At 65.0% G+C, this 23,782-nt stretch carries 22 protein-coding genes; 15 read left to right on the top strand and 7 right to left on the bottom strand.

Annotated elements, in window-relative coordinates:
• Nucleotides 1–10: 10 nt before the first annotated feature.
• Nucleotides 11–748, bottom strand: a complete 738-nt coding sequence (locus ACXJKC_RS17160; RefSeq protein WP_456697964.1) for a DUF981 family protein — start codon at nt 746–748, stop codon at nt 11–13.
• A gap of 166 nt (nt 749–914) precedes the next feature.
• On the opposite strand from ACXJKC_RS17160, the gene ACXJKC_RS17155 reads away from it, so the two are divergent.
• Nucleotides 915–1,466, top strand: a complete 552-nt coding sequence (locus tag ACXJKC_RS17155) for a TetR/AcrR family transcriptional regulator (protein ID WP_456697963.1) — start codon at nt 915–917, stop codon at nt 1,464–1,466.
• A 9-nt stretch (nt 1,467–1,475) separates the two neighbouring features.
• On the opposite strand, the gene ACXJKC_RS17150 is transcribed toward ACXJKC_RS17155, so the two are convergent.
• On the bottom strand, nt 1,476–1,976 hold the full coding sequence (locus ACXJKC_RS17150) for a DinB family protein (RefSeq protein ID WP_456697962.1): 501 nt from the start codon (nt 1,974–1,976) through the stop codon (nt 1,476–1,478).
• Nucleotides 1,977–2,002: 26 nt separating this feature from the next.
• Here ACXJKC_RS17150 and tsaD point away from each other — a divergent pair, with 26 nt between their 5' ends.
• Nucleotides 2,003–3,049, top strand: a complete 1,047-nt coding sequence (gene tsaD, locus ACXJKC_RS17145) for a tRNA (adenosine(37)-N6)-threonylcarbamoyltransferase complex transferase subunit TsaD (protein ID WP_456697961.1) — start codon at nt 2,003–2,005, stop codon at nt 3,047–3,049.
• Between the two features lies 1 nt (nt 3,050).
• Nucleotides 3,051–4,682, top strand: a complete 1,632-nt coding sequence (locus ACXJKC_RS17140) for a glycoside hydrolase family 3 N-terminal domain-containing protein (RefSeq protein WP_456697960.1) — start codon at nt 3,051–3,053, stop codon at nt 4,680–4,682.
• A 15-nt stretch (nt 4,683–4,697) separates the two neighbouring features.
• Here the strand turns inward: ACXJKC_RS17140 and ACXJKC_RS17135 are convergent, their stop codons facing one another.
• The 4 genes from ACXJKC_RS17135 to ACXJKC_RS17120 form a co-directional block, all read right to left on the bottom strand.
• The gene (locus tag ACXJKC_RS17135) at nt 4,698–5,555 is read right to left on the bottom strand and encodes a 5-oxoprolinase subunit C family protein (protein ID WP_456697959.1); all 858 of its coding nucleotides are present in this window, start codon (nt 5,553–5,555) and stop codon (nt 4,698–4,700) included.
• Nucleotides 5,552–6,130, bottom strand: coding sequence for a 5-oxoprolinase subunit B family protein (locus ACXJKC_RS17130; RefSeq protein ID WP_456697958.1), 579 nt, complete (start codon nt 6,128–6,130; stop codon nt 5,552–5,554). Before ACXJKC_RS17130 ends, ACXJKC_RS17135 begins: the two co-directional genes overlap by 4 nt.
• Complete coding sequence (locus tag ACXJKC_RS17125) at nt 6,127–6,840, bottom strand: LamB/YcsF family protein (protein ID WP_456697957.1); 714 nt, start codon at nt 6,838–6,840, stop codon at nt 6,127–6,129. The genes ACXJKC_RS17130 and ACXJKC_RS17125 overlap by 4 nt, the downstream gene beginning before the upstream one ends.
• Nucleotides 6,841–6,920: 80 nt before the next feature.
• Complete coding sequence (locus ACXJKC_RS17120) at nt 6,921–8,102, bottom strand: class I SAM-dependent methyltransferase (protein ID WP_456697956.1); 1,182 nt, start codon at nt 8,100–8,102, stop codon at nt 6,921–6,923.
• Between the two features lie 334 nt (nt 8,103–8,436).
• Here ACXJKC_RS17120 and groES point away from each other — a divergent pair, with 334 nt between their 5' ends.
• The 3 genes from groES to ACXJKC_RS17105 all read left to right on the top strand — a co-directional run bounded on the left by groES (nt 8,437) and on the right by ACXJKC_RS17105 (nt 11,916).
• Nucleotides 8,437–8,730 (top strand): co-chaperone GroES, encoded by a 294-nt coding sequence (gene groES, locus ACXJKC_RS17115; RefSeq protein WP_456697955.1) that lies wholly within the window; start codon nt 8,437–8,439, stop codon nt 8,728–8,730.
• A gap of 96 nt (nt 8,731–8,826) precedes the next feature.
• Complete coding sequence (gene groL, locus ACXJKC_RS17110; RefSeq protein WP_456697954.1) at nt 8,827–10,434, top strand: chaperonin GroEL; 1,608 nt, start codon at nt 8,827–8,829, stop codon at nt 10,432–10,434.
• 63 nt (nt 10,435–10,497) lie between these two features.
• Nucleotides 10,498–11,916: an RNB domain-containing ribonuclease gene (locus ACXJKC_RS17105; protein ID WP_456697953.1), complete on the top strand. Its 1,419-nt coding sequence runs from the start codon at nt 10,498–10,500 to the stop codon at nt 11,914–11,916.
• A gap of 84 nt (nt 11,917–12,000) precedes the next feature.
• Here the strand turns inward: ACXJKC_RS17105 and ACXJKC_RS17100 are convergent, their stop codons facing one another.
• Nucleotides 12,001–12,594 carry a TetR/AcrR family transcriptional regulator gene (locus ACXJKC_RS17100; RefSeq protein WP_456697952.1) on the bottom strand — a complete coding sequence of 198 codons (594 nt, stop codon included), beginning with the start codon at nt 12,592–12,594 and terminating at the stop codon, nt 12,001–12,003.
• Nucleotides 12,595–12,704: 110 nt separating this feature from the next.
• On the opposite strand from ACXJKC_RS17100, the gene guaB reads away from it, so the two are divergent.
• The 9 genes from guaB to ACXJKC_RS17055 all read left to right on the top strand — a co-directional run bounded on the left by guaB (nt 12,705) and on the right by ACXJKC_RS17055 (nt 23,380).
• Nucleotides 12,705–14,216 carry an IMP dehydrogenase gene (gene guaB / locus ACXJKC_RS17095; protein ID WP_456697951.1) on the top strand — a complete coding sequence of 504 codons (1,512 nt, stop codon included), beginning with the start codon at nt 12,705–12,707 and terminating at the stop codon, nt 14,214–14,216.
• Nucleotides 14,217–14,225: 9 nt separating this feature from the next.
• On the top strand, nt 14,226–15,284 hold the full coding sequence (locus ACXJKC_RS17090) for an NYN domain-containing protein (protein WP_456697950.1): 1,059 nt from the start codon (nt 14,226–14,228) through the stop codon (nt 15,282–15,284).
• A 44-nt stretch (nt 15,285–15,328) separates the two neighbouring features.
• Nucleotides 15,329–16,435 (top strand): GuaB3 family IMP dehydrogenase-related protein, encoded by a 1,107-nt coding sequence (locus ACXJKC_RS17085; RefSeq protein ID WP_456697949.1) that lies wholly within the window; start codon nt 15,329–15,331, stop codon nt 16,433–16,435.
• Entirely contained in the window at nt 16,435–16,902 is a 468-nt protein-coding gene (locus tag ACXJKC_RS17080) for a GNAT family N-acetyltransferase (protein ID WP_456697948.1), read from the top strand. Before ACXJKC_RS17085 ends, ACXJKC_RS17080 begins: the two co-directional genes overlap by 1 nt.
• A gap of 133 nt (nt 16,903–17,035) precedes the next feature.
• Nucleotides 17,036–17,428 (top strand): hypothetical protein, encoded by a 393-nt coding sequence (locus ACXJKC_RS17075; protein ID WP_456697947.1) that lies wholly within the window; start codon nt 17,036–17,038, stop codon nt 17,426–17,428.
• Nucleotides 17,429–17,594: 166 nt separating this feature from the next.
• Complete coding sequence (efeO, locus tag ACXJKC_RS17070) at nt 17,595–18,734, top strand: iron uptake system protein EfeO (RefSeq protein WP_456697946.1); 1,140 nt, start codon at nt 17,595–17,597, stop codon at nt 18,732–18,734.
• Nucleotides 18,735–18,765: 31 nt separating this feature from the next.
• On the top strand, nt 18,766–20,064 hold the full coding sequence (gene efeB, locus ACXJKC_RS17065) for an iron uptake transporter deferrochelatase/peroxidase subunit (RefSeq protein ID WP_456697945.1): 1,299 nt from the start codon (nt 18,766–18,768) through the stop codon (nt 20,062–20,064).
• Between the two features lie 54 nt (nt 20,065–20,118).
• Complete coding sequence (locus ACXJKC_RS17060) at nt 20,119–21,690, top strand: succinic semialdehyde dehydrogenase (protein ID WP_456697944.1); 1,572 nt, start codon at nt 20,119–20,121, stop codon at nt 21,688–21,690.
• Nucleotides 21,683–23,380 carry a GMC oxidoreductase gene (locus ACXJKC_RS17055; RefSeq protein WP_456697943.1) on the top strand — a complete coding sequence of 566 codons (1,698 nt, stop codon included), beginning with the start codon at nt 21,683–21,685 and terminating at the stop codon, nt 23,378–23,380. The genes ACXJKC_RS17060 and ACXJKC_RS17055 overlap by 8 nt, the downstream gene beginning before the upstream one ends.
• The last annotated feature ends 402 nt before the right edge of the window (nt 23,381–23,782 follow it).

Raw genomic sequence — 23,782 nt, 5'->3', positions numbered from 1 at the left:
TATCGGCGTGTCACATCGTGTTGACGATGAGCCCGATGTGGGTGAAGAAGTTCATCGCTCCGAACAGGATGAACGCGACACCGGTGACGGCCCAGACGACCCCGGTGATCTTGATCGGGACGGTCAGCACGGCGGTGGCCTTCTTGAGGCTGTTGACGACGAACGGGAACAGCACGGCGCCGATGCCGATCAGGGCGAACAGGCTCGACATGAAGATGGCTTCGACCAGAGGCCATTCAGCGAACTCTCCGGAGATGGGCTCCTCGGGCGGGGCAGCGAACAGCTTGTACTTGATTCCCGCGACGGCGATGCCGAACAGGGCGAGTCCGAGACCGCCGACGAACACCGAGATCGGCTGGGCGACCTTGGCGAGCGCCGCGAGCGGCTCGGGGCGGGTCAGCGCTTCGGCTCCGCGGCGCCACAGGTAGATCGATGCGCCGAGCAGCAGGACGCCGAAGCCGAGGCTCGTCTCGCCGAAGATGATGTTGTCGAACGGGAAACCGCCTGCTGCCAGGGGCCAGGTCAGCGTCATGTGGAGACCGGTCGTGGTCAGGATGGCGCCCAGCACGCCGAAAGCGAGCGACCATCCCTCAGCACTGACGTCGCTCGGCTTGGTCATGAGCTGGCGGGCCAGGAGGACGATGCCCAACAGGCCTGCGCCGGCGGCGATCGACATGATCGTGTTGTAGGTGGGCATCGTGGCCCAGTCGATCTTCAGCCCTTCCTGGGCCAATGATGTTGCGTGCATTCGGTCACCTCGTGGATTCGATCGGGGTCGTCGTTGACCCTCATCCACTAAAACACATACTGCTGTATAGGTATTCCCATGGGTGGGCCTATACACTGAAGTCGTGGCGTCACCGGTAAGGATCACTTCTCAGGAGCGGAGTAGTGCGCGGCAACGAGACCTAGTCGTGGCGGCGGCTCAGTTGCTCATCGATGAGGGCCCGGGTGCCGTGACCCATCGCAAGGTCGCCGAGGCAGCGGGTGTGCCGCCCGGATCGGCCAATTACTACTTCCCGTCCAAAACCCGTTTGTACGCTGAAGCGGTCCGCGAGGCCGAGGAGATCCGTGGCAATGGCGCACTCCAGATGGCGCACGAGCTGTCACGCAGAAGCCGGTCGGAAAGCACGACCGCATGCTTGCTGATCGAGACGTTTTACGCACCCAGGCTGAGACCCGACGTCGTCACAACTCGTCTGGAGCCGATGCTTGCCGCCCATCGCGATCCGGAGCTGCGCGCCATCATGCTGGCCTCGCGCACCCGGCTGCTGCGTGCTCTTCGGATAGTCCTGGAGAAGTCAGGCTACGAGAGAGTCGCCGCAGGCCAGGACGTCGATCTGTTGGCGCAATCGATCGACGCCTCGTTGATCAGGGCCGGACTCTCCGGCGAACGTGATCCGATCGTTGTCGCAGCGTTGTCGGTCGCCCGGCTCCTGGAATTGGCTCAACTCGAGCCCAGGTAGCAGCGGGGATCAGTCGCCCGTGGCGCCATCGGCCAACTCGCGCAAGATGTCGAGGTGGCCGTTGTGGCGAGCCGTCTCCTCGATCAGGTGGTTCAAGATCCAACGGGCCGTGACCGGCTGAACCCGATCGCCGCGGCGCACCATGTCGAGATCGACATCGGCGAAAACTGCCCTGGTCCGCGCAGCCTCCTCCTCGTAGAGGCGAATGACCTCGGCGATGGGCAGCTCCGAACCCTGCCTGAACTCCGCGTCGGGGTCCTCCTTGCTCCACGGACCATCGTCCTCGCCGCCGAGCAGATCGTGATTGATCCACGACCGCTCGACCCAGCGCAGGTGATTGAGCACATTGGCCGGGCTCATCAGCGGGGAGCCCGGCAGCGGTGCAGTCCGCGCCAGCTCCTCGCTCAGACCACTGACCTTGATCACGGCCGTGTCCTGCGTGTAGTGCAGCATCTGGACCAGGATCGTCCGCTCGTCGAAAGCCGCTGGGATGTCGTCGGTGCGAGTCATGTTTTTCACCCTGCCACAATGTGGGGGTGAGTGAACCTCTGGTGATGGGCATCGAATCGTCCTGCGACGAGACGGGCGTCGGTATCGTCCGCGGTACCGAGCTGCTGGCGCATGCCTTGAGTTCGAGTATGGAGCAGCACGTACGCTTCGGCGGCGTCGTTCCGGAGGTCGCCAGCCGCGCCCATCTGGAGGCGATGGTGCCCACCCTCGAGCAGGCCTATGCCGAATCGGGAATCCGGGTGCAGGACGTCGACGCCATCGCCGTGACGAGCGGGCCCGGGCTGACCGGCGCGCTCCTCGTCGGAGTCGCCGCGGCCAAGGCCTTGGCCCTTGCCCATGACAAGCCGCTTTACGGCGTGAATCACCTCGCAGCCCACGTGGCTGTCGACCAGTTGGAGCACGGCCGGTTCAACGAACGCGTCGCCGCGCTCCTGGTCAGCGGTGGTCACACCGAACTGCTTCTCGTCGACGACATCGTCACCGGCATCACGATGCTGGGCCAGACGATCGACGATGCGGCCGGTGAGGCATTCGACAAGGTTGCCCGCCTCCTCGATCTGCCCTATCCGGGAGGTCCACACATCGACCGGGTCGCCCGCGAGGGGAACCCTGCTGCGATCGCCTTCCCGCGCGGACTCACCACTGGCCGAGACCTCGAGAAGCACCGCTACGACTTCTCGTTCTCCGGCCTCAAGAGTGCGGTGTCCAGGCACGTTCAGCACGAACAGAGGATGGGCCGGACGTTCGACACCGCCGACGTCGCTGCCTCATTCCAAGACGCCGTGTGCGACGTGCTGACCAAGAAGACCATTGCGGCGTGTCTGGACCATGACGTCGACACGTTGATCATCGGTGGCGGCGTGGCTGCGAACGCCCGGCTGCGGCACTTCGCCGAGGAGCGGGCCGCCAAAGCCGGTATCAAGGTCCGCATTCCGCGTCTCGGGCTGTGCACCGACAACGGTGCGATGGTCGCGGCATTGGGTGCCGAGGTCGTACGCCGTGGGATCGCGCCGTCGTCGCTGGACCTGCCGGTCGATTCGAGCATGCCCGTCATGCAGGTCGTGGCTGCCTGACATGACGACGCGTGTTCGGGTGATCCCGGTCGTCATCGTCGCGCTCGTCCTGATCGTGGCAGCCGTCATGTCGTGGACCGGGCGCGATGACGACACGGCGTCCCCGCGGTCATCCCAGCAGCCGCGTGAAGATGCGAAGGCACCGGAACCGACCGGCTGGGTGCCGTCGGATGAGGTGCGGGCCAAGGCGCGTTCGCTGGCCGACGGGCTGAGCCTGGATCAGCTGGCCGGCCAACTCATCATCGCCCGCAGCTTCTCGCACGACACCTCGCTCGCGCTCGTGCGTGACAGACATTTCGCCGGTGTCATGGTCACGGGCCAGCAGATCCTCGACTCCACGACCGAGGACCCGCTCAATGAGGTCAAGGCTTTCAACCGCCAGCTGCAGGATGCCGGTTCCGATCGAGGGTTCCCGGTCATGGTGCCGATCGACCAGGAGGGCGGGCTCGTCGCCCGGCTGACCGATCCGCTGACGGTGTTCCCGACATTCATGTCCGCCGGCGCGGCGGTGACCGGCCACGGTGACGAAGGCGCCGCGGCCGTCACGGCAGCGGCGCGAGCGTCGGGCGCGGAGTTGCGTGCTGCGGGCTACAACACGGTTTTCGCACCGGATGGCGACATCACGATCGGACCGGCCGATCCGATCATCGGCAGTCGCTCCGCGGGATCGGACCCCGCGACGGTCGCAGCAGCAGTCGTGGCAGCTGTCGACGGATATTCCGAGGCGGGGATCATCTCTGCGGTCAAACACTTCCCAGGGCATAACGTCGCGACCGACAGCCACAAAGGCCTGCCCGTACTCGACAGCGACCGTGACCGGCTTCGGTCCCACGATCTGGCGCCGTTCGAGGCCGCGGTCGCACATGCCGCCCCTGGCATCATGACCGGTCATCTCAACGTGCCGGCGATCGACAAGGGTGTCCCGGCCTCGATGTCGCGCAAGGTCATCACGACGGGGCTGCGCAAGAACCTCGGTTACGACGGACTCATCATCAGTGACTCGCTCGGCATGGGTGCGGTCATGAACCGCTATCCAGGAGGCGCGGCCGCAGTAGAGGCGATCAAGGCCGGCAGCGACCTGGCACTGATGCCGGCCGACAATGAACAGGCGTACGACGCGATGCTTGCCGCGCTGAAGTCCGGTGACCTTCCAGAGAAGCAGGCCAGGGATTCGGCTGCTCGTACCATCGCCTATCTTCTGCACGCGGAGGCAACTCCGGCTCCGCCCGGCGAGCCTGGCTCGCACCAGGCCGAGTCCGAAGCGCTCAGTGCCAAGGCCGCCACGATCGTCGCGCATCCGTGCCCGGTGCCGAAGATCGACGCGGTCATGCCGTCAGGCTCGGCGGATGCGGTCGCCGCCTTCCAGATCGCGGCGGTGGAGGCAGGTCTGCCGCTGGGGTCGGGAACCTCCGTCGCCTTGCTGGGTCCGGGAGTCCCGGCCGCAAGCGCGGCAGTTGTCGTCTCGACCGACACCCCTTACGGACTGGCGAACAGCTCGGCGCCGACCAAGATCGCGTTGTACGGCAGCAGTGTCCCGGCGATGCGGGCCCTGGTCAAAGTGCTCATGGGAGACGCGCGAGCGCTCGGCAAGCTTCCTGTCGACATCGGACTGCCTGCGCCCAAGCGCTGTTAGGCAGAACCTGGGCGATCAGCGCGGATGCACCCGGTTGAACCGGAGAGTCTGCCCGGGAGGAGCCTGCGCCAGCCGATCCGTGTGCGCGTCGACCACGACGGCGATGACGGGATAGCCGCCGGTCACCGGATGGTCGGGTCCGAACACGATAGGTTGCCCATCTGCCGCGACCTGGATGCTGCCGCGCAGGCACGGCTCACTCGGAAGCTCGTGCTCCACGGATCGTTCGAGCGAGGGGCCGGTGAGCCGGACGCCGATGCGGTTGGACGTCGGACTGATCTGCCAGGGCTCCTCCAGCAACCTGCGGACGGCAGCGGCGGTGAACCACTCATCGCGCGGACCGAGGACCACGTCGAGCGTGAGTTCGCCGCTCCGGTTGAGCGCAGGAACGTCCTGCATGTCAGGGGCACGGCTCGGTGCGCCGACGTCCAACCTGTCACCGGCAGTCAGCGGGGCGGGTCCGAGTCCGGCCAGGGTATCCGTCGACCGCGATCCGAGCTCGACTTCGCCGGTAAAGCCGCCGGCGACTCCGACATAGGTCCGCAACCCGGCACTGGGCGCACCGAGGCGAAATGTCTGCCCGGCCGCCAGGGGGATCGCGCGACCATAGGCAGCGCCACTCTCGTCGATCTGGATCCCGGTGGCCGCACCAGTCACTGCGACGACGTGATCCCGCTCGGCCCGCAGCACCAGGCCCCCGCCGAGCACCTCGATCGCTGCGGCGTCCGGACGATTGCCGAGAAGGACGTTGGCTTGGCGGAGAGCGCCTCGGTCGAAGGCGCCCGAGACACTGACGCCGAAGTGCCCAAGTCCCGGCCGCCCGCTGTCCTGGATCAGGCTCAGCATCCCCGGAGAGTCGACGTCGAGCGTCATGCGACCACGAACCGGACATGGGATCCGGCTGTCAGCAGTGCCGGCGGCTCACGCCTCGAGTTCCACAGCTGCACCGTGGTGTGACCGATCAGCTGCCAGCCGCCTGGAGACTCGCGGGGATAGATTCCGCTGAACCCGCCGGCGAGCCCGACGGCTCCGCTGGGCACGGCTGTGCGGGGAGTGCTGCGGCGCGGAACGGCCAGACGCCGATCGCCCCCGACCAGGTACGAGAAACCGGGCGCGAATCCGCCGAACGCGACTGTCCAGACCGTCCCGGTGTGGGCCACCACGATCTCCTCGACCGACAAGCCGGTGAGCCGGGCGACCTCGTCGAGATCCGGTCCGTCGTAGTTCACCGGAATCTCGATCGTGATGCCGGGATCTCCGGCTGGCGGTCGGGGCCGGGTGCCCGCGATCAGCGCCCGGATCTCGGGCAGCGCTCCCCGCACCAGGACCGTGCGGGCGCCGAGCACGACCTCGGCCTGTCCGTCGAGCGCTGCGAACCAGGCCTGGGCCTGGGTCAGGTCCTCGCAGTCGATCAGTAGGGCGCGGTCGCCGTACGGGCGGACGTTCATCGCGTGCTCGCGAGCGTGGCTCCGGCGCCTTCCAGTGCCGTCCGGACGGCACTGGCCAGCGCGACGGCGCCGGGGGAGTCGCTGTGCACGCAGATCGAGGCGACCCGACCCAGCAGATCGACTGCCTGTGCGGCCACTGCGGTCGGGCTGTCGAGGACCGCACCGGGTTCGGAACGCGGCACCAGCGTCCCGTCAGGGGCATAGGCGCGGTCGGCGAAGCCTTCGTGGACGATAGGGATTCCCGCGGCCACTGCGAGGCCCAGGGACACCGATCCGGGTAGACCCAGCAGCGGCAGGGGCGAATCGAGTCGCGCGATCGCATCGACGACCGCCTGGGCTTGGGCTTCGTGGTGGACGATCGTGTTGTACAAGGCTCCGTGCGGCTTGACGTACGTGACGGTCCCGCCGACCGAGCGCGCGATGTCGTCGAGTGACTGGATCTGGCCCAGCAGCTCGCGGGTCAGATCGGCGGGTGGCAGGTCGACGAACACCCTGCCGAAGTTGTCGCGGTCCCGGTAACCCACTTGCGCGCCGATCGCGACACCCTGTGCAACGGCGGCCTCGCACGTGGCCCGCATCAGTTCGGGGTCACCGGAATAGGCGCCGCAGCAGACGTTGGCACTCGTGACGACACCGAGCAGGGCGAGATCCTCGCCGGATCTCCATCGGTCCCACGACTCCCCGAGATCGGCATTGAGGTCGATGCGCATGACGTCAGCCTAGGAGCTCGCCCAATCGCGAGTGGTGCGAACCCAATCGCGAGTGGTGCGTCCTGGACGAACACGCCGTCTCAGAACGTCCGAGGCGCACCGCTCGCGGAATCTGGTTGTACCAGGAAGGCGCGGCCCTGGCCTTGAACCCTCGTCATGATGACAGTGGCCCGGTTCGGGCCTTTCAGCTTCATCCTCTTGATGAGCTCCTCGGGGACGATGTCGACGCCGCGTTTCTTGATCGTCAACGTCCCGATCCGGCGCACCTGCAATGCGGCCTTGAGAGGCTTCTCGCGGAACGGCAGTTCGTCGATGATCCCGAACCCCCGCGCCAGCGGCGACGGCTCGAGTCGGTCGGAGCTGACGTACGCGATGTGCGAATCGGGCAGCCAGCCGCCGATTTTCGCGGCGAACTCCATCACGAGTCCTGCCCGGATGACAGCGTCATCGGGTTCGTAGAGATGGCCGCCGACATCCGCGACGGCTACCGGTTCGCTGTCTGCGACGAGCCCCGCCCCGGAAGGCAACACGGTGGCCCGGCGGCTGGCCGTGGCGAATGGCGCCCCCCACAGACACGCTTCGACCAGGTCCCCGCCATCGCTGACCCACTCGGCCTCGACTCCTGCCGGCACGGCGTCATGCGCGAGACCCGGCATGACTTTGGCGACAGCACGGCCCGCCAGCAGTTCGCGGACCCAGTCCCACGGCGGCTGCAGGTCTGCGGTGGAAAATGTCCGACCCCGGCCATCGCGTCGAGCAGGATCGACGAACGCGACTTCGTCACGGCCGATCGGCACGGTTCGGGCATCTGCGCACTCTACGCGTCCTGACAGGTCGAGCGACTGCAGATTGGCCGATGCGATCGCGGCTCTGACCGGGTCGAGTTCGACCCCGCGGACCGCGATACCTGCTCGCGCCAGCGCGATCAGATCACCGCCGATGCCGCAGCCGAGGTCGATCGCCGAGGTGGAGCCGGTCGAGGCCAACCGGGTCGCACGATGCGCCGCAACGCTCATCCGGGTCGACTGCTCGAGCGCATCGTGCGTGAAGTACATCCTTCTCGCATCGGCGCCGAACTTGGTGACGGCCTTGCCGCGCAGATGGTTCTGGGTCACGGCGGCCGCGACGAGTTCGGGAGGGTATGTCTTGCGCAGTCGCGTTCCGAGGGCCAGATCGCTCTCGACGCCCGCGCGGGCCGCCACCTCAGCCAACAACTCCTGCCCGCGTGGGGAGAGCAACTGGTCGAACGTCGACAGATCCATGAAGTGACCATAGCGAGGAGCGGAGCTGGGGGTACCTCCCGCTTGCGGGGGCCGAGAGGTGGGCCGTGGACGAAGTCCAGTGGTGACCATAGCGAGGAGCATGGTGACCATGGCGAGGAGCGGAGCGACGAGAGGTGGGCCGTGGACGTAGTCCACGAATTGAGTCCGGAGCGAAGCGGAGGACGGCCCACCTACTAGCAGTCGCTTGGGTCGAGTGCTAAGTTCTGTATTGGCACTCTCCTCGTGGGAGTGCTAACCCACAGGTGAGTTCGACCCCCGCGACGGCGTACTCACCAATGTCCCAACGTTCACCGTTGAAAGGGGAGGTCGACACGTGTCGGTCACCATCAAGCCGCTCGAGGACCGTCTGGTCATCCAGGTTGTCGAAGCAGAGCAGACCACTGCGTCCGGACTCGTTATTCCGGACACCGCCAAGGAGAAGCCGCAGGAAGGCATCGTCGTTTCGGTCGGCCCCGGTCGGGTCGATGACAACGGCAACCGCGTTCCGCTCGACGTTGCAGTCGGCGACAAGGTTATCTTCAGCAAGTACGGCGGCACCGAGGTCAAGTACGCGGGCGAGGAGTACCTCATCTTGTCCGCGCGCGACGTTCTCGCTGTCGTTTCGTGATTTGACGCCCCGGCGCCCGTGAGGGCGCCGGGGTCTCTCACGTCCTGAGAAGCACCAGTCTCCCCAGTCGCACCCATATTTTTGAAAGAGGCTTATATGCCCAAGATTCTCGAATTTGACGAGAACGCCCGCCGCTCACTCGAGCGCGGCGTCGACAAGCTTGCCAACACCGTCAAGGTCACGCTCGGCCCCAAGGGTCGCTACGTCGTCCTCGACAAGAAGTGGGGCGCTCCCACGATCACGAACGACGGTGTGACCGTCGCCCGCGAGGTCGAGCTCGACGACCCGTTCGAGAACCTCGGCGCCCAGCTGGCCAAGGAAGTCGCCACCAAGACCAATGACGTCGCCGGTGACGGCACCACCACCGCGACCGTCCTGGCGCAGGCCATGGTCCACGAAGGTCTGCGTGCCGTTGCTGCGGGCGCCAACCCGGTCGGCCTGAAGAAGGGCATCGAGGCTGCCGTCAAGGCTGTCACCGAGCAGCTCCACTCGCAGGCTCGTGAAGTCGACGACATCAAGGACATGACCGACGTCGCGACCGTCTCGTCGCGTGACGCCCACATCGGCGAGCTCATCGCCGAGGCATTCGACAAGGTCGGCAAGGACGGTGTCATCACCGTCGAAGAGTCCAACACGATGGGCACCGAGCTCGAGTTCACCGAGGGCATGCAGTTCGACAAGGGCTACCTGTCGCCCTACATGGTGACCGACACCGAGCGTATGGAAGTCGTTCTCGACGATCCCTACATCCTGGTCAACCAGGGCAAGATCTCCTCGGTCAGCGATCTGCTGCCGATCCTGGAGAAGGTCGTCCAGGCCGGTAAGCCGCTGTTCATCATCGCCGAGGACATCGAGGGCGAAGCGCTCTCGACCCTGGTCGTCAACAAGATCAAGGGCACGTTCACGTCGGCCGCCGTCAAGGCACCCGCGTTCGGTGACCGCCGCAAGGCCATGTTGCAGGACATTGCGACCCTCACGGGCGCCGAGGTCGTGACGCCCGATGTCGGTCTCAAGCTCGACACGATCGGCCTCGAGGCGCTCGGTACCGCGCGCCGCGTCGTCATCACCAAGGACGCCACCACAATCATCGAAGGCGGTGGCGACAAGGCCGACGTCGACGGTCGGGTCAGCCAGATCAAGGCCGAGATCGAGAACACCGATTCGGACTGGGACCGCGAGAAGCTGCAGGAGCGTTTGGCCAAGCTCGCGGGCGGCGTCTGCGTCATCCAGGTCGGCGCGGCCACCGAGGTCGAGCTCAAGGAGAAGAAGCACCGCATCGAAGACGCCGTCTCGGCGACTCGTGCAGCGATCGAAGAGGGCATCGTCGCCGGTGGCGGCTCGGCTCTTGTCCACGCTGTCTCGGTGCTCGACGACAACCTCGGCCTCGTCGGCGACGAAGCTGTCGGCGTCCGGATCGTCCGCATCGGCGCCGACGCGCCGCTGGAGTGGATCGCCCGCAACGGCGGCGTCTCCGGTGAGGTCGTCGTCAACAAGGTGCGCGAGAGCGGCCAGGGCTACAACGCGGCCACCGACACCTACGGCGACCTGGTCGCCCAGGGCGTCCTCGACCCGGTCAAGGTCACGCGTTCCGCGCTGGCCAACGCCGCGTCGATCACCGCGATGCTGCTGACGACCGAAACGCTGATCGTCGAGAAGCCGGCCGAAGAGGCCGGCGCCGACGCGCACGCAGGTCACAACCACTGATCGGTTGAATCAAGCACGGCGCCCGCCCCGGTTCTCCGGGGCGGGCGTTGTACGTTCTAGGACGTGAGCGTCCATGACTTCGAAGCCATCCGAGCCGACCTGGGATTGCCGCCGGCCGCCGACAGCGATCGGTTTCCTCCTGACGTCCTGGCAGAGGCCGACAAGATCGCGGCGACTGACGCTGGAGAGGTCGATGACGCGACGGCATTGCCGTTCGTGACGATCGATCCCGAGGGAGCCAGAGATCTCGATCAGGCGGTCTACCTAGAACGTCGAGGGGCCGGCTTCCGAGTCCACTATGCGATAGCCGATCTCGGATCGGTGATTCCTCCGGGGGGCGCGGTCGACGCCGAAGCGCGGCGACGTGGGCAGACGATCTACCTGCCCGACGGGCGTGTCCCGCTGCATCCGCCGGTGCTGTCCGAGGGGGCGCTGAGCCTGCTGCCCGACGAGGTCCGCGGTGCGGCACTGTGGACGATCGACGTCGACGAGCAAGGTGTCGCGACGCACGTCGATGTCAGGCGGGCAGCGGTCCGCTCGATCGCCCAACTCGACTACGACGGGGTGCAAGCCGGATTCGACGCAGGCGCACCGCACCCCTCGATCGAGCCGCTGGCCGACCTGGGGCGGCTGCGTCGGGCGGTGCGAGTCGAGCTCGGCGCCGTCGAGCTGGCTCTGCCGGAGCAGGAGGTCGTGATGACCGACAGCGGCTGGCGGGTCCACATGCGTCAGCGCACCGACGTCGACGGGTGGAACGCTGAGATCTCGCTGCTGACCGGCATGGCGGCCGCGCAGCTCATGCTGGGGGCCGGGATCGGTCTGCTGCGCACCTTGCCACCGAGTGAGGACAGCGACCGCGCGGCCTTCCTGCGGACCGCCCAGGCCTTGGGCGTCCAGGTCGCCGACGGGGCCACCGCCTCCCAGGTCCTGGCTGATCTCGATCCCGAGCTGGCTACGTCGATCGCACTGATGCGCGACGCCACCCGTCTGCTGCGCGGTGCGGCGTACGAGTCGTTCGACGGGGCCGCGCCCCAGCAGCCCGTGCATGCCGGCGTGGGCGGGCCGTACGCGCACGTGACGGCACCACTGAGGCGATTGGCCGACCGGTTCGGCACCGAGGTGTGTCTCGCGATCTGTGAGAAACGTCCGGTCGCTGCCTGGGCCCGCGAGGCGCTGCCGTCGCTGGGCGAGATCATGCGCGACTCCGACCGACGTGCGTCCCAAGCCGATCGTTCGTGTATCGACCAGGCCGAGGCCTGGGAGCTGGCCGGCCGGGTGGGGGAGTCGTTCGATGCCATCGTGGTCAGGGCTGACCGCGAAGAGGGCGAGATCATGCTGATGGCGCCCCCGGTACTTGCCAGCTGTCGGGGAGCCGACCTGCCAGAAGGCCAGCAGGTCGCGGTCCGGCTGCTGGAGCTCGAACCGACAGGCCGCCGGATCGTCTTCGAATACGGGGGCACTTTGCCTACTCCATCAATCTAAGGGTAGGCTACCCTTAATTCGGGTTCATCTCCTGCGTGGTCGTGGTGGCCGCAGGAGATGAACCCGGAGCTTTTGGACCCGGCGTCAGCTCGAACGGCGGCGCAGCGCCAGCCCGGCGATGAAGATGTCGAGCTTGCGGCTGTACAGTCCGCGTCCTTCCCACACCTCGTCGTGCGAGTAGGCGTCGAGGATCTCCTCGGGGTGAGCGGTCTGTATCTTGCGCAATCGACTCATTTGAATCGAGCTGTCGAGCGCCAAAGAGATCGGAAATTCGACGGCCACGGCGGCATCCTCTGGCTCGAATCCCTGGCCTTGGACCGTACTCACCCAGTCCGACATCTGCTCGAGCAGGGCCGGAGCCGGCCTCGAGGCGAGCTGGCTGGCCCGGTCGAGACCCGGGAATGCATCGCAGACCCGCCAGACTGCTTCGCCGATCTCGCGCACGAGCTCTTCCCACCCGAGATCACTGCCCGGCCACGTCGTCGTGCGATGGGCGCGGTCGAGCGCGTGGATTAATAGATCATCTCGGTCGGTCACATAACGGTAGAGGCCTGAGTGCGCGACGCCGAGACGGCGAGCCACTGACGGCATACTGAACTGATCCACACCATCGTCGAGGGCCGCTTGTGCGATGACGTCAACGGTCAACGCGCGCGGGCGCCCAGGCTTGCGCTCCATAAGCGACAGCCTACAACCGGAATCGGATGAACCGCTGCTTGAAACCCGAATCAATTTCGGGCGTGGCGGTGGACGTCGGACCGGCGAGGGTCGAGGGATACCATGAACGCATGGAGCAGACGGGTATTCCTGACAAATTCGCAAATCTTGGACTCACGTACGACGATGTGCTCCTGTTGCCCGGTGAGACCGATGTCGTGCCCAGTGAGGTCGACACCACCGCGCGCTTGACCCGTAACCTGTCGCTGCGCGTCCCGCTGCTCTCGAGCGCGATGGACACCGTGACCGAGTCCCGCATGGCGATCGCCATGGCGCGCGAGGGTGGCATCGGAATCTTGCACCGCAATCTCTCGATCGAGGATCAGGCCTATCAGGTCGATCTGGTCAAACGGACGCAGACCGGAATGATTCCGAACCCTGTGACGATCAATCCGAAGGCCACGCTGGAAGAACTCGATGAACTGTGTGGCGAGTACCGTGTCTCGGGTCTCCCGGTCGTCGACCAGGACAACAAACTGTTGGGCATCATCACCAACCGCGATCTGCGCTTCGTCCCGGTCGCCGAATGGGGTACGCGCACCGTCAACGAGATCATGACGCCGATGCCGTTGATCACCGGTCCTGTCGGCATCAGCCGTGAGGACGCGTCGGCGTTGCTGCGTGCGCACAAGCGTGAGCGACTGCCCATCATCGACGCCGAAGGGCACCTCGCCGGACTCATCACCGTCAAGGACTTCGTCAAGTCCGAGCAGTACCCTCTGGCCAGCAAGGCCGAGGACGGCCGGCTGCTCGTCGGCGCCGCTATCGGCTTCTTCGGCGACTCGTGGGAGCGGGCCAACGCGCTGCGCGAGGCAGGCGTCGACGTCCTCGTCGTCGACACTGCGCACGGACACGCCCGCCTGCTGCTCGACATGGTCCGCCGGCTCAAGGCCGACCGGGCATTCGACGGAGTCGAGATCATCGGCGGCAATGTCGCGACCCGCGCCGGTGCCCAGGCACTGATTGATGCCGGTGTCGACGCGGTCAAGGTCGGCGTCGGCCCCGGCTCGATCTGCACGACCCGAGTCGTCGCAGGCGTCGGCGTCCCGCAGATCACAGCCGTATACGAAGCGTCCTTGGCATGTGGACCTGCTGGTATCCCCTTGATCGCAGACGGCGGTTTGCAATATTCGGGCGATATCGCCAAGGCGCTCGTCGCCGGAGCGGACACTGTGATGGTCGGCTCCCTGCTGGCCGGCTGTGAAGAGAGCCCGGGCGAACTGATCTTCGTCGCGGGCAAGCAGTTCAAGAGCTATCGGGGCATGGGGTCGCTGGGTGCCATGGCCTCGCGCGGCAAGAAGTCCTACTCCAAGGACCGCTACTTCCAGGCCGATGTCGTCAGCGACGACAAGATCGTCCCCGAAGGCATCGAGGGACAAGTCGCTTACCGCGGTCCCCTTGCGGCGGTCGCACATCAGCTCGTGGGCGGGTTGCACCAGTCGATGTTCTATGTCGGAGCGCCGACGATCCCCGATCTGCAGCGCAATGGCCGGTTCGTGAGGATCACGACGGCGGGGCTCAAGGAGAGTCATCCGCACGATATCCAGATGACAGCCGAGGCGCCCAATTACGCTTCGCGCTAACGTCGAGGCGTGAACAACAACCGCAACGTCGCTGTCTTCATCGACGCCGAGAATCTCTTCAAGGGGTACGGCAAGCTCGAAATCCCTGATATCTCCATGGAGGAGATCCTCGATCAGCTCGAAGTCGCCGCCGCCCGCGAGGCAGGTGCCGGCACGATCGCGCTCGCGCGTGCCTTCGCCGACTGGGGCGCGCTCGGTCTCGAGGACTATCGGCGTGACGTCGAACGCGCGGGCGTCGAGACGGTCCAGGTCTTCAGCGTCGGCAAGGCCGAGAAGAATGCCGCTGACATCGTGCTGGTCGTCGATGCCCTGCGCGCTGCGGCCGATCTCGACCAGCTCGAGGTGTTCATCCTGGTTTCCGCCGATGGCGATTTCGTGCCGCTGGTGAGGCGTCTGCACGAACTCGACAAGTACGTCATCGGCGCGACGCTCGCCGATCATCCGGTGAACTCGTTGCTGGAACGCGAGGTCGATCAGTATGTGCCGCTGAAGACCAAGCCCGTTCCCCCCGCTGCCGCGCTCCAGCCGATCTTCTCGGCAAACCTGTCGACTGACCCGAAGGCGCTCAAGCTGCCCCCGCAGCCGTCGACGCCGAAGCGGGCGCCTGAGCCGAAGATCGACAAGCCGGTAGTGAAGAAGGTCAAGGAGGTCAGCGAGCGCAAGGAACCGGCCGTCAAGAAGCCGGCCAAGCTGTCCTGGCACGAGATGGCCAAGGAAATCGAAGTCATCCACGACCAACCCGCGAGTTCGCCTGCGGAGTACAAAGCGATCATCGAGAAGATCCTCTTGGATTCCAAGGTCCGCAGCTTCTGCGACAAGCTCGCCAATGCCGGCGGCACGCTGCCGATCCTGGCGATGGCGATCAAGGCCGCCGCGCCGAAGATCAGTCCGTCCGATGCTCGGGTCGGTTCGATGTCGCGAGCCTTGCGATTCGCGCTCGCCGACACCCAGTACGCATTGGCCCGCGAGAGCGACGATGTGCAGCCGGTGCTGGTGCGGCGCAACGCCAATCCGGCCGGCATGCTGACCGATCTTTCACTCGACGACATCCAGCGCGGCGTCCAGTAAGGCACACCCGAGACGCGCACTAGCCAACCACTAGGCTGGTGCTCATGGCAGACATCGAGATCGGCACAGCCAAGCGCGGTCGACGGGCATACTCCTTTGACGACATCGCGATCGTCCCGAGCCGACGCACGCGTGACCCCGAAGAGGTGTCGACAGCCTGGCAGATCGATGCCTACCGATTCGACCTTCCGGTCATCGCGGCACCCATGGATTCGGTCATGAGCCCCGAGACGGCTATCGCGCTCGGCAAACACGGCGGACTCGGTGTGCTCGATCTCGAGGGGCTGTGGACCCGCTACGACAATCCTGAAGAGCTGCTCGACGAGGTGGCCAGCATTGAGGGACCTCAGGCCACCAAGCGTCTGCAGGAGATCTACGCCGAGCCGATCAAGGCCGAGCTGATCACCGCGCGACTTCAGCAGATGCGATCGGCCGGCGTCACGGTGGCCGGGTCATTGTCTCCAGCCCGCACCAAGGAGTTCGCCGACACCGTTGTGGCCGCAGGCGTCGACCTGTTTGTGATCCGTGGCACGACGGTCTCGGCCGAGCATGTCTCCGGTCAGACGGAGCCGCTCAATCTCAAAGAGTTCATCTACGAGCTCGACGTGCCCGTCATCGTCGGTGGCTGTGCCACCTATCAAGCAGCCCTGCACCTCATGCGCACCGGGGCCGCCGGTGTCCTGGTCGGTTTCGGCGGCGGTGCTGCGCACACGACTCGTTCAGTGCTCGGCATCTCGGTGCCCATGGCGTCGGCCGTGGCCGATGTCGCCGCGGCACGTCGTGACTACCTCGATGAGTCTGGCGGACGTTACGTCCACGTCATCGCCGACGGATCGATCGGGCGCAGCGGCGATATCGCCAAGGCGATCGCGTGCGGTGCCGACGCCGTCATGATCGGTTCGCCGTTCGCGCGTGCCTCGGAAGCGCCCGGCCGCGGTTATCACTGGGGTGCAGAGGCCTGGCACCCCGATCTGCCGCGCGGCGAGCGAGTCGACATCGGAACCGTCGGTGACTTGGAGTCGGTGCTGTTCGGCCCCTCGTCGGTCCCGGACGGCACCATGAATCTGATCGGTGCGCTGCGTCGCGCGATGGCCACGACGGGTTACACCGATGTCAAGGAGTTCCAGCGGGTCGAGGTTGTCGTCGGCTGATGCGCATCGAGCCGGTTGCTTTCGATCATCCGGATGCGGTCATGCTCCGCGATGAGCACGTCGCACTGGGCAATCAGCTCTACGCCGACGATCCGGCGGCGGTGCATCGGGGCGGGTCCGAGGGGCTCGATCCGGCCTCGGTGCTCGCGACCTATGTCGCCTACGACGCCGAGGGGCCGGTCGGGCATGCGTGCGTACGACGCCTCGATGGCGAATTGGCCGGGGAGCTCGAGATGAAGCGGTTGTACGTCCGTCCCGCATCCCGCGGGACCGGCGTCGCCGACGAGCTGCTGGCAGCGATCGAACACGTTGCCCGTGGCCAAGGTGTCGCTCGCATCCTGATTCACACGGGCGACCGCCAACATGCCGCCCTCGGGTTCTACGGCCGTCATGGGTACACTCCGATCCCGGTCTTTGCGCCCTACGAAGCCGTCACGTATTCCCTGTGCTTCGAGAAGCGATTCTGAACTCGTCGTGATTGGTTGTCACGAATGTGATGCGTGCCACAGATATCGGCTCGCGTGCGGTCTACGTTTGAAGTAACCGATTGAAGCAACCAATCACATCCCGCCTCTGGCGGGTGGACGAAAGGGAACCATCATGAGGAATCGAATCGCCACTGCCGTCGCCGCCTCAGTAGCCGCGATCGGCCTGGTATCGGCCAGCGGAGGAACTGCGAGCGCAGAGCCCTCGGGCAACTACGACTACGTCTGTGTATCCACCAATGGAACCAGCTACACCATGGCCGACGGTGAGAAATTGAGCAACTGCAAGGGCTCGTACCTGCAGAAGTACATCAACGGTCAGCAGGTCGAAACCGTCCACTTGACCGGACAGGGCACGCCGGCATCGCCGAACCAGCTCGACGGCTACTGCATCGTCGGATTGGCGCTCGGCGGAACCGCCGCGATCGTGTTCCCGCCGGCCGGCGCAGCCGAGCTTGTCTTCGCGGCAGCCAGCGGCGTCCTCACATTGGCGGACTGTCTCGCCTGATCTGAGATCGATCACGAGCTGTGCCCGACCGTGAAAGGTCGGGCACTGCTTCGTTCGCTTCGACGTCGCACATCACACCCTCCGGGGATAGCCGTCGACTCAGGCCTGCCTTAGCATGGTGAGGCTAGCCTTATTCTGGGCAGCCTGAAACAGAAGGAAAGCCCCGATGAAGTCTTCTCTTGCCACGCTGGGTGTGCTGACGATGGCCGCGCTGAGCCTCGGCGCCTGCGCCTCCGACCCCTCCGAGCAGACGGCGTCAGGCGATCTGACCGTCGCCGCCTCCGATTCTGAGTGCAAGGTCTCCGCGACCAAACTGGACGCCGGTCCGTCAACATTCAAGGTCACCAACAAGGGCTCGCGTGTCACGGAGTTCTACGTCTACGCCGAGGGTGACCGCATCCTGGGCGAGGTCGAGAACGTCGGTCCGGGCTTGACGCGCAACCTGGTCGTCGACCTGCCCAAGGGCACCTATGAAGGCGCCTGCAAGCCCGGCATGATCGGCGACGGTATTCGCCAGACGCTGACTGTCACGGGTGAGGCCGCCAAGTCGCTGTCCGACTCCGAAGAGCTCAAGGCCGCAGCCGAAAGCTATGCCCGCTACGTCAAGTCGCAATCCGATGCGCTGATCGTCAAGACCACCGAGTTCGTCGACGCGGTCAAGGCGGGCAAGGTCGACGAGGCCAAGGCGTTGTTCCCTGTCGCACGCACCTACTGGGAGCGCATCGAGCCGGTTGCCGAGAAGTTCGGCGACCTCGATCCGATCACCGACGGCCGAGAGCCCGACGCGATCGCCGAAGGCGTCGACTTCACCGGCTGGCACCGCATCGAGAAGCAGCTCTGGGTCGAGAACAACACCGAAGGCATGGACAAGTACGCCGATCAGCTCCTTGTCAACGTCAAGAAGATCGTCGCGCTCGGCCAGGACGCTCCGCTGACGGCACTCGAGCTCGCACAGGGCTCGAAGGGCCTGCTCGACGAGGTCGCGACCGGCAAGATCACGGGTGAGGAAGACGAGTTCAGCCACACCGATCTGTGGGACTTCAAGGCCAATATCGAGGGTTCGCAGGCCGCGATCGCGTCGCTGCGCCCGGTCCTGGAGAAGCAGGATCCCGAACTGGTCGCCAAGCTCGACGCCGAGTTCGCGGCCGTCGACAAGGAACTCAACCAGCATCAGGACCAGACGACCGGCGACTGGGCGTTCTACGACAAGCTGACGAAGGAGCAGATCAAGGCTCTTTCGGATGCTGTTGCGGCGCTGAGCGAGCCGATCAGCCAGGTCGCGGCCGTCGTGTCGAAGTCGGCCTGATCAAACGCGATAGCTGGGTGACAATAGAGCTGTGAATAACAAGATCCCCACGTCGGGGTCCGGCGTGTCCCGTAGGAAGCTGCTGGGCGCGGCCGGACTCGGCGTGGTGGCCGCCGGTGCGGTCGGAGCCGGTGCCGGCTACGCCGCTGCCGACAAGTCGGCGCCGCCGGTCGTGCCTGATCCCGATGCCTTGCCGGTTCCTTTCGAGGGCAAGCATCAGGCCGGGATCGTCACGCCGGCGCAGGACCGGCTCTACTTCGCCGCGTTCAAGCTGACGACCGAGAGCCGTGGGGACCTGATCCTGCTGCTGCAGGATTGGACGGCGGCTGCCCGCCAGCTCACTCAAGGCAATGACGTCGGGCAACTGGGCGCCGTGGGCGGCTCGCCGTACGCGCCGCCCGAAGACACGGGTGAGGCCCTCGGGTTGCCGCCGTCGGGACTCACGATCACAGTCGGCTTCGGTCGCGGAATGTTCGTCGACGACTCGGGCAAGCCCCGGTTCGGGCTCGATGGCAAACTGCCCGATCTGCTGAAAGAACTGCCCTCCTTCAGCGGTGATCGTCTGGATCCGGCGATCAGCGGGGGAGACCTGGCGATCCAGGCATGCGCCAATGATCCGCAGGTCGCAGTGCACGCCGTGCGTAATCTGGTCCGGATCGCCTTCGGCCGGGCGTCTGTGCAGTATTCGCAGATGGGTTTCGGACGCACATCGTCGACCTCGTCGGCGCAGGTCACGGCTCGCAATCTCTTCGGTTTCAAGGACGGAACGGCCAATATCAAGGTCGAGGACAAGAAGGACGTCGAGGACTTCATCTGGGTCCATCCCGAAGACGGCCCTGATTGGCTGGTCGGTGGTTCCTATCTCGTGACCCGCAAGATCGACATGCGGATCGAGACCTGGGACCGCGAGTCCCTGGAAGGCCAGGAGAACATCATGGGCCGGGCCAAGGGGTCAGGTGGCCCCTTGTCAGGCGGCGACGAGTTCGATGTGATCGACTTCACGGCCAAGACCGACGCCGGGGAGCTCTCGATCGCCGAGAAATCCCATGTGCGTCTGGCTCATCCTGATTTCAACAAGGGTGCCAAGCTGCTGCGACGTGGCTACAACTTCGTCGACGGGTCGAATGGCCTGGGGCAGCTTTCGGCGGGTCTGTTCTTCATCGCGTATCAGCGAGATCCCTTCAAGCAGTTCGTGCAGATCCAAAAGTCCCTGGCAGGGCTCAACAACGATCTGCTCAACGAGTACATCGTCCACGTCGGTTCGGGGCTGTTCGCCTGCCCGCCAGGCGTCGGGTCCGAGGGCTATTGGGGCGAACGCCTGTTTTCCTGAGAGCGGGGTTACCGGTCAGTAGCCATGTGACACCGCCGATGTCATACTCGGGGTATGACAATGTTCGACGTGCCGACCACCACCTCGTCGCCTGTGTCGGAAGCCAGGCTCGCCCAGCTGACGGCACTGATCAGGTCGACATCAGGCCAGACCCGCACGACCCATTCGCCTTTGAATGGCGAAGTCGTCGCTGAGATTCCCGAATCGACTCTGGCCGACGTCGATACCGCATTCGACACAGCGCGCGTCGCCCAGGACCGCTGGGCCAAGACCTCGCTGGCAGAGCGCAAGCGGATACTGCTGCGATTTCACGATCTGGTCCTCGAACACCAAGAGGAGCTGCTCGACCTGATCCAGATCGAGTCGGGCAAAAGTCGCCGACATGCCTTCGACGAAATCGCCCACCTGGCCTTGACGGCGCGATTCTATGCGCGTCGGCTGCGAAGCCAGTTGGCCCCCAAGCGTCGCAACGGCGCACTTCCGACGCTGACCTCCATCACGGTCAATCAGGTTCCCAAGGGGATCGTCGGCATCATCAGCCCGTGGAACTATCCGTTGACCATGGCGATCGCGGACGGATTGCCCGCCGTTGCCGCAGGCAATGCGGTCGTGCACAAGCCCGACAGTCAGAGTCCGCTCATCGCGCTGGCGGCGATCGAACTGCTGCGCGAAGCGGGTCTCCCCGGGGATGTCTGGCAGGTTGTCAGCGGAGCCGGATCAGTCATCGGCACGGCGATCATCGAGCGGGCCGACTATGTCTGCTTCACCGGATCGACGGCGACCGGCAAGATCATCGCGGCGCAGGCCGCCGCGCGTCTGATCAGCTGTTCGCTCGAACTCGGTGGCAAGAACCCCATGATCGTGTTGCCAAGCGCCGATATCGAACGGGCAGCTGACGGTGCGGTCCAAGCCTGCTTTTCGTCTGCCGGTCAGCTGTGTGTGTCGATCGAGCGGATCTACGTGCCGCAGGATCGGTTCGAGGAGTTCAAGGCCGCCTTCGTCTCGCGCGTCGAGCATCTGTCGCTGGGGGCATCCCTCGACTGGGATGTCGAAATAGGTTCGCTCGTCTCCCAGGCCCAGCTCGATGTCGTCACCGAACACGTGGATGATGCGAAGAAGACCGGAGCGACGGTGTTGGTCGGCGGTAAGCCCCGACCAGATATCGGGCCCTACTTCTTCGAACCGACGGTGCTCGAAGGTGTATCGCCCGAGGCCGAATGCTTTGCCGGCGAGACGTTCGGTCCGCTGGTCGCGCTGTATCCGTACGCCACGGTCGAAGACGCGATCCGACTCGCCAACCAGGGGGAGTACGGGCTGAATGCCAGCGTGTGGGGCAGGCCCCGCGAGGCCAAGGTCATCGCTCCGCGCATCAAAGCCGGGACGGTCAACATCAACGAAGGATTCTCCGCGACATTCGGCAGCGTCGACGCACCCATGGGCGGTATGCGCCAATCCGGGCTCGGACGCCGGCAGGGCGCTGAAGGAATCCTGCGCTATACCGAGCCGCAATCGGTGGGCGTCCAACGACTGATGCCCATGTCGGGTCCGTCATTTTTGGAGTCGGACAAGTTTGCGGGGCTTCTCACCACTGGTCTCAAGGTCCTGAGGAGGACTCCGCGTGCCTAATCAGGAATTTGACTACGACGTCTTGATCATCGGATCGGGATTCGGCGGTAGCGTCTCGGCGCTGCGGCTGACCGAGAAAGGGTACAAAGTCGCTGTGCTCGAGGCCGGCAAGCGATTCGCGGACAAGGACTTCGCCAAGAGCTCGTGGCGGCTGCGCAAATTCTTGTGGATGCCGCAGATCGGCTGCTACGGAATTCAGCGCATCGACAAGCTCAAAGACGTCTTGATCTTGTCGGGTGCCGGTGTCGGCGGGGGTTCCTTGGTCTATGCCAACACGTTGTATGAACCGCTCGACCCCTTCTACAAAGACCCTGCCTGGGGGCATATCACCGATTGGAAGACCGAGCTCGCGCCCTACTACGATCAGGCCAAGCGCATGCTCGGGGTCACGATCTATCCCCACGTCACGCCGGCAGACGAGGTGGTCAAGAAGGTCGCGGAGCGCATGGGTGTAGGCGGCACATTCCACCACACCCCGGTCGGGGTCTACTTCGGGCAACCGGGTGAGAAGGTCGCCGATCCCTACTTCGGCGGTGCCGGGCCGGAGCGCAATGCATGTCTCAACTGCGGTGAATGTATGACCGGTTGTCGGCACAACGCCAAGAACACTCTCGTCAAGAACTATCTTCATCTCGCGGAGGCGGCGGGCGCCGAAGTGCATCCGCTGACGACCGTGACAGCGGTGCGTCCGCGTGCCGGTGGCGGTTACGAGATCGAGACTCGACGCACCAACAAGCGCTTTCGACCGCATCGCACGATCACAGCCGAGCAGGTTGTCTTCTCTGCGAGCACGATGGGCACCCAGAAGCTTCTGCACAAGATGCGGGATCAGGCGATCCTTCCGCACCTCTCGGATCGGTTGGGCGTCCTGACCCGGACGAACTCCGAAGCGCTGCTCGGCTCGATCGCCGACGAGAAGGATGTCGACTACAGCGAGGGCGTCGCGATCACGTCATCCTTCCACCCCGACGAGTTCACGCATATCGAGCCGACCCGTTACGGCAAGCGATCGAATGCCATGTCACTGATGCAGACGGTCCTCACCGACGGCAGCACTGACCGTGCGCGTTGGAAGGTGTGGTTGCGTGAGATGTGGAGACAGAAGCGGAATCTATTCAAGCTCTACGACCTACGGCACTGGTCGGAACGTACGATCATCGCCCTTGTCATGCAGACGCATGACAACTCGATCACGACGTACACCAAGCGCGGCCTGACGGGGAAGCGAAAACTGACCTCCCGGCAGGGGCATGGCGCGCCCAATCCGGCCTTCATCGAACCAGGCCATCGGGCAGTGCAGATGATGGCTGAGGAAATGGGCGGCACGCCAGGCGGCACGATAGGCGAGCCCTTCAACGTTCCGCTGACCGCCCACTTCATGGGCGGCTGCGCGATCGGCGACACGGCCGAGACGGGGGTCGTCGACCCGTATCAGCGGTTGTACGGTCACCCCGGTCTGCATGTTGCTGATGGTTCGACCATCACCGCCAACCTCGGCGTCAACCCCTCGCTCACGATCACCGCTCAAACCGAGCGGGCGATGTCCTATTGGCCCAACAAAGGTGAGCCGGACCAGCGCCCGGCCATGGGCGAGGGCTATCGCAAGGTGGAACCTGTGCCGCCTCGTTCACCCGCCGTGCCGGCCGATGCTCCGGCGGCCCTTCGCCTGCCCATTGTCGGGGTCAGCTAGCCAATGGCCTGCAATCCCAAGGGGCGCTCGGCAAGGGGGACCCCCCGGTGCAGGGCTGAAGTCGAGGTCGTGTAACTTAATCCATGCAAGCCAAGCACGAACAACTAGCAAGTAGCTGCAACATGGTGACCGACCCGGGATTGACCGGTGAAAACGAACCATGTAAGTTATCCCAGCAGCCACAACAACATTGCTAGCCGTTGGCTGTGCACAGTGACCGACCCCGTGTGTTTTGGGTGAAAACGAGCTGTGCTTGTTTGGCCAGTTGCCCCGTGCCTGATGTCCTTTGGGATTGATGGGTGGTGAGCGTCTGATTCTTGAGAACTCAACAGTGTGTCAAAAGTCGATGAGATTAATTGGTAGTACCCCGTCGGTTTTGATCGGCAGCCTTTTTGGTTGTTG

The sequence above is a fragment of the Aeromicrobium sp. P5_D10 genome (genome assembly GCF_054049535.1).
This window is presented reverse-complemented; position numbering and strand designations above follow the sequence as displayed.

Coding starts and splice junctions, on each gene's coding strand:
- ACXJKC_RS17160 (WP_456697964.1), bottom strand. CDS start 748: ATGCACGCAACATCATTGGCCCAGGAAGGGCTGAAGATCGACTGGGCC.
- ACXJKC_RS17150 (WP_456697962.1), bottom strand. CDS start 1,976: ATGACTCGCACCGACGACATCCCAGCGGCTTTCGACGAGCGGACGATC.
- ACXJKC_RS17140 (WP_456697960.1), top strand. CDS start 3,051: ATGACGACGCGTGTTCGGGTGATCCCGGTCGTCATCGTCGCGCTCGTC.
- ACXJKC_RS17135 (WP_456697959.1), bottom strand. CDS start 5,555: ATGACGCTCGACGTCGACTCTCCGGGGATGCTGAGCCTGATCCAGGAC.
- ACXJKC_RS17130 (WP_456697958.1), bottom strand. CDS start 6,130: ATGAACGTCCGCCCGTACGGCGACCGCGCCCTACTGATCGACTGCGAG.
- ACXJKC_RS17125 (WP_456697957.1), bottom strand. CDS start 6,840: ATGCGCATCGACCTCAATGCCGATCTCGGGGAGTCGTGGGACCGATGG.
- ACXJKC_RS17120 (WP_456697956.1), bottom strand. CDS start 8,102: ATGGATCTGTCGACGTTCGACCAGTTGCTCTCCCCACGCGGGCAGGAG.
- groL (WP_456697954.1), top strand. CDS start 8,827: ATGCCCAAGATTCTCGAATTTGACGAGAACGCCCGCCGCTCACTCGAG.
- ACXJKC_RS17100 (WP_456697952.1), bottom strand. CDS start 12,594: ATGGAGCGCAAGCCTGGGCGCCCGCGCGCGTTGACCGTTGACGTCATC.
- guaB (WP_456697951.1), top strand. CDS start 12,705: ATGGAGCAGACGGGTATTCCTGACAAATTCGCAAATCTTGGACTCACG.
- ACXJKC_RS17085 (WP_456697949.1), top strand. CDS start 15,329: ATGGCAGACATCGAGATCGGCACAGCCAAGCGCGGTCGACGGGCATAC.
- ACXJKC_RS17080 (WP_456697948.1), top strand. CDS start 16,435: ATGCGCATCGAGCCGGTTGCTTTCGATCATCCGGATGCGGTCATGCTC.
- ACXJKC_RS17075 (WP_456697947.1), top strand. CDS start 17,036: ATGAGGAATCGAATCGCCACTGCCGTCGCCGCCTCAGTAGCCGCGATC.
- efeO (WP_456697946.1), top strand. CDS start 17,595: ATGAAGTCTTCTCTTGCCACGCTGGGTGTGCTGACGATGGCCGCGCTG.
- ACXJKC_RS17060 (WP_456697944.1), top strand. CDS start 20,119: ATGACAATGTTCGACGTGCCGACCACCACCTCGTCGCCTGTGTCGGAA.